This window comes from Kumtagia sp., assembly GCF_059502445.1.
In genome coordinates this window covers 78,453-90,778 of record NZ_JCACER010000076.1, presented here as the reverse complement: position 1 = coordinate 90,778, position 12,326 = coordinate 78,453, and the positions used below count along the sequence as shown (strand labels likewise).

Here is a 12,326-nt window from a genome sequence, read left to right as displayed (position 1 = left end):
ATGACCGGCCTTGCCGAAAAGCAAACGCGGCGCTCTCTCCGCCGTCACCGTCCTGTCGGAGCGTCGCATAAACAGGCCGTCGCCGGCCCGGCTGGGCCATGCAAGCCGAACGGGCGCAGACCGTGACCGGCAAGCCGTTTTCCGAGCGCATCCCCAAGCCGAAGAAGAAGGTGACGTGGCCGCAGGCGCGCGCCTTCTCGGTGCATCTGCTCACCGCATCGGGCTCCTTCCTCGCCTTCCTGTCGCTGGTGGCGGCCAGCGAGCAGCGCTGGACGGCGATGTTCTGGTGGCTGGGCCTGGCGCTGTTCGTCGACGGCATAGACGGGCCGATCGCACGAAAACTCGAGGTCAAGGAGATCCTGCCGACCTGGTCGGGCGAACTGCTCGACAACATCATCGACTACGTCACCTATGTGCTGATCCCGGCCTTCGCGCTCTATCAGCGCGGGCTGATGGGCGAGGGGCTGTCCTTCCTCTCGGCCGCCATCATCGTGGTGTCGAGCGCCGTCTACTATGCCGACACCGGCATGAAGACCAAGGAGAACTTCTTCAAGGGCTTTCCGGTGGTTTGGAACATGGTGGTGTTCGCGCTGTTCGTCATCGAGCCCGGTCCGTGGACTTCCTTTGCGGTTGTGGTCATCGCCGGCATCATGACCTTTGTGCCGGTAAATTTCCTGCACCCGGTCCGGGTGGTGCGCCTGCGCCCGCTCAACCTCGGCATGACGCTACTGTGGTGCGCCTTCGGCGCGCTGGCGCTGCTGGAGGCCGCACTTGCCGCCTGGTACAACAAGATCGGCCTGCTGACGGAGCATGTCAGCCAGTTCACCAAGCTCGGCATCACCGTCACGAGCCTCTATCTCTTCTGCATCGGCGGCATCATGCAGCTCTTCCCCAATCTGGGAGCGAAGAAGGAGTAGGGCCGGGGGACAGTTTACTTTTTGCCCCTCGCGCCTACCTTGAAACTGCCGTGCCCTTCTGGGGCAAGAAAGTAAACTGTCCCCGAGGTTCCCATGTCCAAAGCGATCCGCATCCACGCCAATGGCGGCCCCGAGGTTTTGACCTATGAGGAGGTCGATCCCGGCCGGCCCGGCTCCGGACAGGTTCTGGTGGGCCATACCGCGATCGGCCTCAACTTCCTCGACACCTACTACCGCAGCGGCCTCTATCCCGCCCCGAACGGCCTTCCGCTCATCCCCGGCGGCGAGGCGGCGGGGGTCGTGGCCGAACTGGGCGAAGGCGTCGACGGGCTGAAGCCCGGCGACCGCGTCGCCTACACGACACCGCTCGGTGCCTATGCACAGGAACGCGTGATCGCCGCCGACCGGCTGGTCAAACTGCCCGACGGCGTGTCGGACGAGCAGGCGGCTGCCTCCATGCTCAAGGGGCTGACCGCCGAATACCTGCTGCGGCGGACTTTTTCCGTGAAACCCGGCGATACCATCCTGTTCCACGCTGCGGCAGGCGGCGTCGGATTGCTCGCCGGCCAGTGGGCGAAGCATCTCGGCGCCACCGTCATCGGCACGGCCGGCTCCGCCGACAAGATCGAGCTCGCGAAAGCGCATGGCTACGACCATGTGATCAACTACCGCGACAGCGACTTCGTCGCAGCCGTGAAGGAGATCACCGGCGGCAAGCTGTGCGACGTGGTCTATGATTCGGTCGGCAAGGACACTTTTCCCGGCTCGCTCGACTGCCTGAAGCCGCGCGGCCTTTTCGTCGGCTTCGGCCAGTCCTCCGGGCCGATCGCGCCCTTCAACATGGCGATCCTCTCGCAGAAAGGCTCGCTCTACGCCACGCGGCCGACGCTGTTCACCTACATCGCCAAGCGCACCGATCTCGAGGAAGGTGCGGCGGCGCTGTTCGAGGTCATCGCCAACGGCACGGTGCGCAGCGTCGTCAACCAGCGCTATGCGCTCGCTGACGCCGCCCGCGCCCATGCCGACCTGGAGGGGCGCAGGACCACCGGCGCGACGGTGCTTATCCCCTGATTTTCTTGAAGCTCTTTCAAGACCCGCCGCCCTTTGCGTTCCTTTCATCCCGCGCCTACGATAGGTGCGGGAACATAGAACACATCTGGAAACCAGAGTGGGAGGCACTGTGGGTGCACAACCGGGCGCGGCGGCCGCGAACCTGCTCGAGGTGCGCGGGCTGACCAAGATCTTCGGCTCGCTGAAGGCCTGCGATCATGTCGACCTGACGGTGCGCAGGGGCGAGATCCATGCGCTGCTCGGCGAGAACGGCGCCGGCAAGTCGACGCTGGTCAAGATGCTATTCGGCTCGCTGGAGCCCAATGCTGGCGAAATCCGCTGGGACGGCCAGCCGGTGCGCATCGCCAGTCCGCATGCGGCGCGAAAGCTCGGCATCGGCATGGTGTTCCAGCATTTTTCGCTGTTCGACGCGCTGACGGCGGCGGAGAATATCGCGCTGTCGCTCGACGACGACACGCCGATCGCCACCATCGCCGCCAAGGCGCAGGCGCTGTCGCACAGCTACGGCCTGCCGCTCGACCCCTATGCGCTGGTCGGCGACCTGTCGGTCGGGGAGCGCCAGCGCATCGAGATCATCCGCTGTCTTCTGCAGGTGCCGCAACTGATCATCCTCGACGAGCCGACCTCGGTGCTCACCCCGCAGGAGGCGGACAGGCTGTTCGAGACGCTCGACCGGCTGCGCGCCGAGGGCAAGTCGATCCTCTACATCTCGCATCGGCTCGAAGAGGTGAAGCGCATGTGCGATTCGGCCACCGTGCTGCGCCATGGCAAGGTGGTCGGCCACTGCGACCCGCGCCGCGAGACCGCGTCGTCGCTGGCGCGCATGATGGTCGGCAACGACGTGCAGGCGGTGGTGCGCGAGCCGGCGGAAGGCATGGACAAGGCGCCGGTGCTGCTGGAGGTGAAAAGGCTGTCGCGCGCTCCGGCGACGCCCTTCTCGATTCCTCTGCGCGACATCAGCCTTGGAGTCCGGGCCGGCGAAGTGATCGGCATCGCCGGCGTGGCGGGCAACGGCCAGGGCGAGTTTTTCGAGGCCGTGTCGGGCGAGGTGGCGCAGGCGGATGCGGCAAGCGTGCGCATCCGCGGCAAGGATGCCGGGCGCCTTTCGATCTCCGAGCGGCGGCGGCTGGGCGCCGCCTTCGTCCCGGAGGAGCGGCTCGGCCATGGCGCCGCGCCGCGCATGAAGCTGTCGGAAAACCTGCTGCTGTCGCGCCACGCCACCGACGGCAAGGCCTTCATCGGTCCCGGCGGTACGATCCGGACCGGCGCCGTCGATGCCGCCGCGCAGCGCATCATCGCCGCCATGGACGTGCGCAAGAGCGCCCGCGATCCGGAGGCGGCCGCGCTGTCGGGCGGCAACCTGCAGAAATTCATCATCGGCCGCGAACTCGACCGGCGGCCCGCCGTGATGGTGGTGAACCAGCCGACCTGGGGCGTCGACGCGGGTGCGGCGGCAAAGATCCGCCAGGCGCTGATCGGGCTGGCGCGCGCCGGCTCGGCCGTGCTGGTAATCAGCCAGGATCTCGACGAACTGTTCGAGATCTCCGATGCCATCGCCGTCATGCACAATGGCCAACTGTCGAAGCCGCTGCCGATCGCCGAGGCGACTTTCGAGAAGATTGGCCTCTTGATGGGCGGCGCCGAGCCCGGCCATGTCGAGCCGGCGATGGAGGTCGCCTGATGCGCGTCGAACTGATCAAGCGGCCGCAGCAGTCGGCGCTGTTCTCGGCGGTCTCGCCCTTCCTGGCGCTGGCGCTGACGCTGGTCGCCGGCGCCATCATGTTCTCCCTGCTGGGCAAGAGCCCGCTGGATGCGCTGTATTATTATTTCATCGATCCTCTGCGCGAGGTCTGGTCGCTGCACGAGCTGGCGATCAAGGCGGCGCCGCTCATCCTGATCGCCGTCGGGCTCGCCGTCTGCTACCTCTCCAACAACTGGAACATCGGCGCCGAGGGCCAGTTTATCATCGGCGCCATGGCCGGCTCGATCCTGCCGATCATATTTCCGGATTTCCAGGGCTGGTACGTGCTGCCCCTGATGCTGCTCATGGGGATCGCCGGCGGCGCGGCCTATGGCGCGATTCCGGCCTTGCTCAAGGTGCGCTTCAACACCAACGAGATCCTCACCAGCCTGATGCTCGTCTATGTCGCGCAGCTCTTCCTCGACTGGATGGTACGCGGCCCCTGGCGCAATCCGGAAGGCAACAATTTTCCGGAAACCCGCCGCTTCCATGTCGACGCCATCCTGCCGGAGATTCTTCCGTCGTCCGGCCGCGCCAATCTCGGCTTCGTCTTCGCCATCCTTGCCGCGATCGTCGTCTGGTTCCTGGTGACCCGCACCCTCAAGGGCTTCGAAGTGCGCGTGCTGGGGTCGAGCCCGCGCGCCGGACGCTTCGCCGGCTTTTCGGCCAAGAAGATGGTGTTCTTCGCCTTCATGCTGTCGGGCGGGCTGGCCGGCCTCGCCGGCATCTCCGAGGTGTCGGGCGCGATCGGCCAGCTCCGCCCGGTGATCTCGCCCGGCTACGGCTTTGCCGCCATCATCGTCGCCTTCCTCGGTCGGCTGAACCCGCTCGGCATCATCGCGTCGGGCCTCATCCTGGCGCTCACCTATCTCGGCGGCGAGGCGGCGCAGATTTCGCTCGGCCTGTCCGACAAGGTGGTGCGGGTCTTCCAGGGCATGCTGCTGTTCTTCGTGCTCGGCTGCGACACCCTCATCCACTACCGAGTCCGCCTCGTCGGCTTCGGCGCGAAGACGGCCGTCGAAGGAGCCTGACCATGGGGATCGCCGAAAGCATCCTGCTGACGATCGCCACGGCGGCGACGCCGCTCCTGATCGCGGCGCTCGGCGAGCTTGTGGTCGAGCGCTCCGGCGTGCTCAACCTCGGCGTCGAGGGCATGATGGTGATGGGCGCGGTCTGCGGCTTCGTCGCCGCCGCGCTCACCGGCTCGCCATGGCTCGGCGTGCTGGCGGCGGTCGTCGTCGGGGCGCTGTTCTCGCTGCTGTTCGGTTTCCTGACGCTCAGCGTCGCCACCAACCAGGTCGCCACCGGCCTGTCGCTGACGCTGCTCGGCCTCGGCCTGTCCGGCATGATCGGCGAAGGCTTCGTCGGCCAGGCCGGGCAGAAGCTGCCCAGCCTCTATATTCCCGGTCTCTCCGACCTGCCGCTGGTCGGCCGGCTGGTGTTCGGCCAGGACCCTGTCTTCTACATGTCGATCGCACTCACTGTCGGCATCATGTGGTTCCTGTTCCGCACCCGCGCCGGTCTGACGCTGCGCTCGATCGGCGACAACCACGGCTCGGCCCATGCACTCGGCATTCCGGTGATCGCATACCGCTACCTCGCCGTCATGTTCGGCGGTGCCTGCGCGGGACTGGCGGGCGCGCATCTGTCGCTCGTCTACACGCCGCAATGGGTGGAGAACATGACGGCCGGGCGCGGCTGGATCGCGCTGGCGCTGGTGGTGTTCGCCTCCTGGCGGCCGCTCAGGGTGCTGGCGGGCGCCTATCTGTTCGGCGCCGTCACCATCGGCCAGATCCACGTGCAGGCGCTCGGCTACGGCATTCCTTCTCAACTGCTTTCTTCGCTGCCCTATCTGGCGACGATCGTCGTTCTCGTTCTAATTTCGCGCAACAGGCGGCTTACCATGATGAACACGCCGGCTTCGCTCGGCCGCGCGTTCGTGCCTGATAGGTAGGGCGGGGGACTTGCACTGCACAACGATAACAAACGGTAGGCCCGAGCAGTTCAAACCACAGAGGATCGCAAAATGAAGAAGATCGTATTCGCACTGGCCGCGGTGCTTGCCGCCGGCGTTTCGGTGCCGGCGATGGCGCAGGACAAGATCAAGGCCTGCTTCGTCTATATCGGCCCCAAGACCGACGGCGGCTGGACGCAGGCGCATGACGTCGGCCGCCAGATGGTCGACAAGGAGCTCGGCGACAAGGTCGAGACCCAGTTCGTCGAGAACGTACCGGAAGGACCGGACGCCGAGCGCGTCATCGAGCGTTTCGCCCGCTCCGGCTGCGCCATCGTCTTCACCACCTCCTTCGGCTACATGGACCAGACGCTGGCCGTGGCGCAGAAATTCCCGGACGTGAAGTTCGAGCACGCCACCGGCTACAAGACCGCGCCCAACCTCACCACCTACAATTCGCGCTTCTACGAAGGCCGCTACATCATCGGCCAGATCGCCGCGAAGGTGTCGAAGACCGGGGTAGCCGGCTACATCGCCTCCTTCCCGATCCCCGAGGTGGTGCAGGGCATCAACGCCTTCACGCTCGGCGCGCAAACGGTCAATCCGGACTTCAAGCTGAAGGTCGTCTGGGTCAACACCTGGCACGACGCCGGCAAGGAGGCCGACGCCGCCAAGGCGCTGATCGACCAGGGCGTCGACATCCTGACCCAGCACACCGACTCGGCCGCACCCATGCAGATCGCCGAGGAGCGCGGCATCAAGGCGTTCGGCCAGGCCTTCGACCAGATCCAGGCCGGTCCCAAGGCGCAGATGACGGCGATCATCGACACCTGGGGGCCCTATTACGTCAAGCGCATCAAGATGGTGCTCGACGGCACCTGGAAGGGAGGCGAATCGACTTGGGACGGCCTCAAGGACGGCATCCTGACCATGGCGCCCTACACCAACATGCCCGACGACGTGAAGAAGGCCGCCGAGGAGACCGAGGCCAAGATCAAGTCGGGCGAGCTGAAGCCCTTCACCGGCCCGATCACCAAGCAGGACGGCACGGAATGGCTGAAGGCCGGCGAAACGGCCGACGACAAGACGCTGCTCGGCCTGAACTTCTACGTCAAGGGCGTGGACGACAAGCTGCCGCAATAACGGCAGGAGCCTTCGCATCTCACGGAAAGGGCGCCCCCGTGGCGCCCTTTTTTGTCGCCGGCAGGGGACGGCCACATCGTCCAGGCCCGGCTCCCGCCGCCGCTTCCCAGACACGTCGATAGGAGGTGACGGCGCGTGATTTCTCTGCTTAGCTAATCTGGTCCGACCAGCGACATGAGCAAACCGGGGAACGCCGGTAATATCTTGCCGCTCCGGAACGGATTGTGTAACTTTTGTTGCAATGAAGGAAAAACCGCAATAGACATTCCATAGAGGATGCGGAGTGAAAGGCCGTAAGAGCCAAGACCGCAGGGAGGAAACGCGTGGCTTTGCTGGACGTGCGGAGCATTTCGAAGAGCTTCGGGGCTATCCGCGCCTTGTCGGACGTGGACTTCTCCGTGCAGGCCGGCGAGGTCGTCGGGCTCATGGGCGACAATGGCGCCGGCAAGTCCACGATGGTCAAGCTGATTGCGGGCAACTTTCCGCCGAGCGAGGGCGAGATCGTGGTAGGCGGCAAGGTCTGCCATTTCCACAAGCCGATCGAGGCGCGGGCGGAAGGCATCGAGGTCGTCTACCAGGATCTGGCGCTGGCCGACAATCTGACGGCCGCGCAGAACGTTTTCCTCGGACGCGAGATCAGGAAGGGCATCTGGCCGTTCCGCGTGCTGAACAAGCAGGCGATGATCGACCGCGCCGCCGAACTGTTCGCCGAGCTGAAGTCGGAGACACGGCCGCGCGACCTGGTCAAGAAGATGTCGGGCGGCCAGCGTCAGGCGGTGGCGATCGCCCGCACCCGTCTTTCCAACGCCAAGCTGGTGCTGATGGACGAGCCGACCGCGGCGATCTCGGTGCGGCAGGTCGCCGAGGTGCTGGAACTGATCCGCAGGCTGAAGGCGCGCGGCGTTTCGGTGATGCTGATCAGCCACCGCATGCCGGACGTGTTCGCCGTCTGCGACCGCATCATCGTGCTCCGGCGCGGCTCCAAGGTTGCGGACAAGAGAACCGACACCACTTCGCCCGAAGAGATCACGGGCCTCATCACGGGAGCGATCCGTGACGCCTAGTCAGCCGATGTCGCAAGCCATGCCGGCGGCCGAGTTGCGCGAGCAGGACCACGCCGCGATCGCCGACATCGTCGGCATCAAGGAGCAGACGCTGTTCCAGCGCTTCCTCGCCAGCCAGGCCTTCTGGGTCGCGATCGCGCTCTTCGTGCTGGTCGTCTTCATGACATGGCTGGAGCCCAGCTTCGGGACATCCAGCAATGTCACCAACATCACCCGCAATTTCGCGCCGATCGCCATCATGGGGCTCGGCATGACCGTGGTGCTGATCACCGGCGGCATAGACCTTTCGGTCGGCTCGGTGATGGGCCTTGTCGCCATCGTCGCCGGCCTGCTGCTCACCTGGCATCAGCCCTGGTACGTGGCCTTCGGCGCCGGGCTGCTGGCGGGCCTTGCCTGCGGCGCCTTCAACGGCTTCTTCGTCGCCTATGTCGGCATGCCGTCCTTCGTGGTGACGCTCGGCATGCTGTCGATCGCCCGCTCGCTCGCGGTCGTGCTGTCGGGCAACCAGATGCTCTACCAGTTCGGCCCGGACGCGCCGATCGTCAAGGCGATCGGCCAGGCGAAATGGCCGCTGCGCGAGCCGGCCGGCTGGGCGCCCGCCTGGATGCCGGAATTCTCCTCGCATTTCTGGGTGATGGTGGTGCTGGCGCTGATCGTCGGCTTCTGGTTCAACTTCACCGCCTGGGCGCGCCATCTCTTCGCCATCGGCGGAAACGAGAACGCGGCGCGCATGACCGGCGTGCCGGTCGACTGGATAAAGTTCCAGGCCTATGTCTTTTCCGCCTTCACCGCCTCCATCGCCTCACTGCTGCTGCTCGGCTACAGCGGCTCGGCCATCAACGCGATGGGCACCGGCTACGAGTTGCGGGTGATCGCCGGCACGGTCATAGGCGGCGCCAGCCTGATGGGCGGCTACGGCACGGCCTTCGGCGCGGTGATCGGCGCGGCGTTCCTCGAAGTCATCCGCAACGCGCTGCTGATGGCCGGGATCGATTCGAACTGGCAGGGCGCCTTCGTCGGCGGCTTCATCATTCTTGCTGTGCTTCTTGGCATGCAGACGTCCGGAAGGTCGCTGCGTGGGATGCTGGAGGGCATGTTCTCCGGGAAGCACAAATAGAAGCCGGCGGTCGGAGGGCCGCCGAAAGACAGGGTAAAACAACAAAGGTGGAGGAGTAACGTGAAGAAGTATGTTTTGACGGCCGCCGTGGCGTTTTCGGCGCTTATGGCGGGCCAGGCCTATGCCCAGGAGAAGTTCACCTTCGCGCTGGTACCGAAGAACATGAACAACCCGTTCTTCGACCAGGCGCGCGACGGCTGCAAGAAGGCCGAAGCCGAAGCCAACGGCGCCTTCGAGTGCATGTATATCGGCCCGGGCGAGCATGGCGGCGGCGAGGAGCAGGTTCAGATCGTGCAGGATCTGGTCGCCAAGAAGGTCGACGGCATCGCCGTCGCGCCGTCCAACGCGGCCGCTATGGCCGTCGCACTGCAGGCGGCCAAGGATGCCGGCATCCCGGTGCTCACCTGGGACTCCGACATGCTGCCGGAAAACGCCGATCTGCGGCTCGCCTATGTCGGCACCCACAACTACGAGATCGGCGTCAACCTCGCCAAGCTGGTGCAGGCGATCAAGCCGGAAGGCGGCAGCATCTGCATCCAGTCGGGCGGCGCGGCGGCGGCCAACCACAACGAGCGCATGCAAGGCATCCGCGACACGCTCGCCGGTGCGAAGTCGGCCGCGTCGCCGGGCGACCGGCTGACCGGCCAGAACGGCTGGACGGAAGCCGAGGGCTGCCCGCTCTACACCAATGACGACTTCCCGCTGTCGGTCCAGCAGTTCCAGGACTTCATGGCGAAGATGCCGGACCTCGACGCCTTCGTGCCGACCGGCGGCTTCCCCCAGTTCATCCCGGATGCCAACCGGGCCGCCGTGACGCCGTTCAAGGACAAGATTTCCTCGAAGGCGCTTGCGCTGGTCGTCGCCGACACGTTGCCGGTGCAGATGGACCAGATGAAGGAAGGCCTATCGCTCGGCCAGGTCGGGCAGCGCCCGTTCGAGATGGGCTACAAGACCATGTTCGCGTTGAAGGACATCAAGGAGGGCAAGCCGGCCCCGGCCGACCCGACCTATACGGGCCTCGACGTCTGCACGCCCGAGACTGCCGACACCTGCATCGCCAAGTGACGGGCTGTCTTTGAAGCCGGGCGGGCGAGGGGGAACTCTCGCCCGCCTTTCCGTGTCGGCCGTTCTGGAACGAGGCGGCGATCGAGGCCGGCGTTGACATCTCCTGACAGTCGGTTGTCAGGAGCGCCATGGTAGAAATCCCTCCGCCATCAGATGCGGAGGAGGAAAATGCTGAAATTCTACCATGCGCCGTGGTCGCGCGGTTCGGGCGTGCTCTGGCTGATGGAGGAGCTTGGCGTCGACTACGAGCTTGTCCATATCGATATCCGCGCCGAAGGTGGCGTGCCGGAGGACTACCGGAGGATCCAGCCGAACAAGAAGGTGCCGGCGATCGAGCATGACGGCGTCGTCATCACCGAGCGCGCCGCGATCACCACCTATCTGGCGGATGCGTTTCCGCAGGCGGGCCTGGCGCCGGCGATCGGCGACCCTATGCGCGGTCCTTACCTGACCGCATTGGTCTACTGCGATGCGGTTTTCGACCCCGCCATCTCCGCTCACGCGCATGGCCTGACATATAAGAGCGGCGACTATTCCTTCGGCCTGTTCGACGACATGGTCGCCTATGTCGAGCGCAAGCTCACGGAAAATCCCTTCGCCGCGGGCGACCGTTTTACCGCGGCCGACATCCAGCTCGCGTCGGGCATCGGCTACACGATGGTGCAGATGAAGAAACTGCCGGAGCGGCCCGCCTTCACCGCCTATCTGGAACAGGTCGGCGACCGCCCGGCCTGGAAGCGTGCCCAGGCTAAGGACCATGCGCTGGCGAAGACGGTGCCTGCCTGGGAAGGCAAGGTGTGATCGGATGGGATGTCAGACCGCCTGGCCGTAGAGGTCGTAGGCGTCGGCGCGCTCGATCTTCACCGTGACGATGTCGCCTGCCCGCAGCGGCCGGCGCGACGAGACATGCACCGCTCCGTCGATCTCCGGCGCGTCGTATCTGGTCCGGCCCTTTCCGGCGCCGCCATTGGCCTCGTCGATGATGACCGGCAGGCGCTTGCCGACCTTCTTCTGGAGCTGCGTGGCGGAGATTTTCTGCTGGCGCTGCATGAAGCGGTGCCAGCGGCTTTCCTTGACCTCCTGCGGCACCTCCGCGAGGCCGAGCTCGTTGGAGCGCGCGCCCGCCACCGGCTCGTATTGGAAGCAGCCGGCACGGTCGATCTTCGCCTCGTCCAGCCAGTCGAGCAGCATCTGGAAATCGTCTTCGGTCTCGCCGGGAAAGCCGACGATGAAGGTCGAGCGGATGGCAAGGTCGGGGCAGGCGTCGCGCCAGCCGCGGATGCGCTCCAGAGTCTTCTCGCCATGGGCTGGGCGGCGCATGTTCTTCAGCACCGCCGGTGAGGCGTGCTGGAAGGGGATGTCGAGATAGGGAAGGATCTTCCCCTCCGCCATCAGCGGAATGACGTCCGCGACATGCGGGTAGGGGTAGACGTAGTGGAGGCGCACCCACATGCCGAGATCGCCGAGCTCTTTTGCGAGGTCGTAGAACTTGGCCCGCACCTCGCGGTCCTGGAAGCGGCTGGATTCGTATTTGATGTCGACGCCATAGGCGCTGGTGTCCTGTGAGATCACCATGATCTCCTTGACGCCGGCCTTGGCCAGTTTTTCGGCCTCGCGCAGCACGTCGGCGGCGGGCCGCGACACCAGATCGCCGCGCAGCGCCGGGATGATGCAGAAGGTGCAGCGGTTGTTGCAGCCCTCGGAGATCTTCAGATAGGCGTAGTGGCGCGGCGTCAGCTTTATGCCTTGCGGCGGCAGCAGGTCGACCAGCGGGTCGTGGTGCGGCGGCGCTGCCTCGTGCACGGCGGCCATGACGCTCTCATAGGCCTGCGGACCGGTGATGGCAAACACGTTCGGATGCTTCTCGCGGATCAGCTCGGGGGTCGCGCCCATGCAGCCGGTGACGATGACCTTGCCGTTCTCCTTCATCGCCGTGCCGATGGCGCTGAGCGATTCATCGCGGGCGGAATCGAGGAAGCCGCAGGTGTTGACGACGACCAGGTCGGCGCCGTCGTGCTTGCGGGCGATTTCATAACCCTCGGCGCGCAGGCGGGTAAGGATGCGTTCGGAATCGACCAGTGCCTTGGGGCAACCGAGGCTGACGAAGCTGACGCGAGGTGCGGTGGCGGACATTGTCGGGCCCTTCAACGGCGAAAGCCGGAACCGTTTGAGGGTCCGGCCTTGCCTGAACGTGTTTGTGCGATCGGCGAGCGCGCTGCGCTCAATTCGCGCGGCGCAATAACACAGTTCCGCC

At 65.6% G+C, this 12,326-nt stretch carries 11 protein-coding genes; 10 read left to right on the top strand and 1 reads right to left on the bottom strand.

Features of this window, described 5'->3' with window-relative positions:
- The first annotated feature begins 98 nt into the window (after positions 1-98).
- The 10 genes from pcsA (at position 99) to AC5JDC_RS20180 (ending at position 10,873) form a co-directional block, all read left to right on the top strand.
- Positions 99-917, top strand: coding sequence for a phosphatidylcholine synthase (gene pcsA, locus AC5JDC_RS20225; protein WP_106771096.1), 819 nt, complete (start codon positions 99-101; stop codon positions 915-917).
- A gap of 93 nt (positions 918-1,010) precedes the next feature.
- Positions 1,011-1,988 carry a quinone oxidoreductase family protein gene (locus AC5JDC_RS20220; RefSeq protein ID WP_495844029.1) on the top strand — a complete coding sequence of 326 codons (978 nt, stop codon included), beginning with the start codon at positions 1,011-1,013 and terminating at the stop codon, positions 1,986-1,988.
- Positions 1,989-2,085: 97 nt separating this feature from the next.
- Positions 2,086-3,669, top strand: coding sequence for an ABC transporter ATP-binding protein (locus tag AC5JDC_RS20215; RefSeq protein ID WP_495844027.1), 1,584 nt, complete (start codon positions 2,086-2,088; stop codon positions 3,667-3,669).
- Entirely contained in the window at positions 3,669-4,760 is a 1,092-nt protein-coding gene (locus AC5JDC_RS20210; protein WP_495844025.1) for an ABC transporter permease, read from the top strand. The genes AC5JDC_RS20215 and AC5JDC_RS20210 overlap by 1 nt, the downstream gene beginning before the upstream one ends.
- Before the next feature lie 2 nt (positions 4,761-4,762).
- A complete protein-coding gene (locus tag AC5JDC_RS20205) occupies positions 4,763-5,683 on the top strand; it encodes an ABC transporter permease (RefSeq protein ID WP_495844023.1) in 921 nt (306 codons plus the stop codon).
- Between the two features lie 72 nt (positions 5,684-5,755).
- Positions 5,756-6,826 carry a BMP family ABC transporter substrate-binding protein gene (locus AC5JDC_RS20200; protein WP_495844021.1) on the top strand — a complete coding sequence of 357 codons (1,071 nt, stop codon included), beginning with the start codon at positions 5,756-5,758 and terminating at the stop codon, positions 6,824-6,826.
- Between the two features lie 323 nt (positions 6,827-7,149).
- Positions 7,150-7,890, top strand: a complete 741-nt coding sequence (locus tag AC5JDC_RS20195; RefSeq protein ID WP_495844019.1) for an ATP-binding cassette domain-containing protein — start codon at positions 7,150-7,152, stop codon at positions 7,888-7,890.
- Between the two features lie 19 nt (positions 7,891-7,909).
- Positions 7,910-9,007: an ABC transporter permease gene (locus tag AC5JDC_RS20190; protein ID WP_495844390.1), complete on the top strand. Its 1,098-nt coding sequence runs from the start codon at positions 7,910-7,912 to the stop codon at positions 9,005-9,007.
- 60 nt (positions 9,008-9,067) lie between these two features.
- Entirely contained in the window at positions 9,068-10,072 is a 1,005-nt protein-coding gene (locus AC5JDC_RS20185) for a substrate-binding domain-containing protein (RefSeq protein ID WP_106771089.1), read from the top strand.
- A gap of 168 nt (positions 10,073-10,240) precedes the next feature.
- Positions 10,241-10,873, top strand: coding sequence for a glutathione S-transferase family protein (locus AC5JDC_RS20180; RefSeq protein ID WP_495844016.1), 633 nt, complete (start codon positions 10,241-10,243; stop codon positions 10,871-10,873).
- A gap of 12 nt (positions 10,874-10,885) precedes the next feature.
- Here AC5JDC_RS20180 and rimO read toward each other — a convergent pair whose 3' ends face one another.
- On the bottom strand, positions 10,886-12,205 hold the full coding sequence (gene rimO / locus AC5JDC_RS20175; protein ID WP_495844015.1) for a 30S ribosomal protein S12 methylthiotransferase RimO: 1,320 nt from the start codon (positions 12,203-12,205) through the stop codon (positions 10,886-10,888).
- Positions 12,206-12,326: the final 121 nt, after the last annotated feature.

What these genes read in the sequence shown, in the direction of transcription:
- pcsA (WP_106771096.1), top strand. Translation starts at nt 99, where the DNA reads ATGCAAGCCGAACGGGCGCAGACCGTGACCGGCAAGCCGTTTTCCGAG.
- AC5JDC_RS20220 (WP_495844029.1), top strand. Translation starts at nt 1,011, where the DNA reads ATGTCCAAAGCGATCCGCATCCACGCCAATGGCGGCCCCGAGGTTTTG.
- AC5JDC_RS20210 (WP_495844025.1), top strand. Translation starts at nt 3,669, where the DNA reads ATGCGCGTCGAACTGATCAAGCGGCCGCAGCAGTCGGCGCTGTTCTCG.
- AC5JDC_RS20205 (WP_495844023.1), top strand. Translation starts at nt 4,763, where the DNA reads ATGGGGATCGCCGAAAGCATCCTGCTGACGATCGCCACGGCGGCGACG.
- AC5JDC_RS20200 (WP_495844021.1), top strand. Translation starts at nt 5,756, where the DNA reads ATGAAGAAGATCGTATTCGCACTGGCCGCGGTGCTTGCCGCCGGCGTT.
- AC5JDC_RS20190 (WP_495844390.1), top strand. Translation starts at nt 7,910, where the DNA reads ATGCCGGCGGCCGAGTTGCGCGAGCAGGACCACGCCGCGATCGCCGAC.
- AC5JDC_RS20180 (WP_495844016.1), top strand. Translation starts at nt 10,241, where the DNA reads ATGCTGAAATTCTACCATGCGCCGTGGTCGCGCGGTTCGGGCGTGCTC.
- rimO (WP_495844015.1), bottom strand. Translation starts at nt 12,205, where the DNA reads ATGTCCGCCACCGCACCTCGCGTCAGCTTCGTCAGCCTCGGTTGCCCC.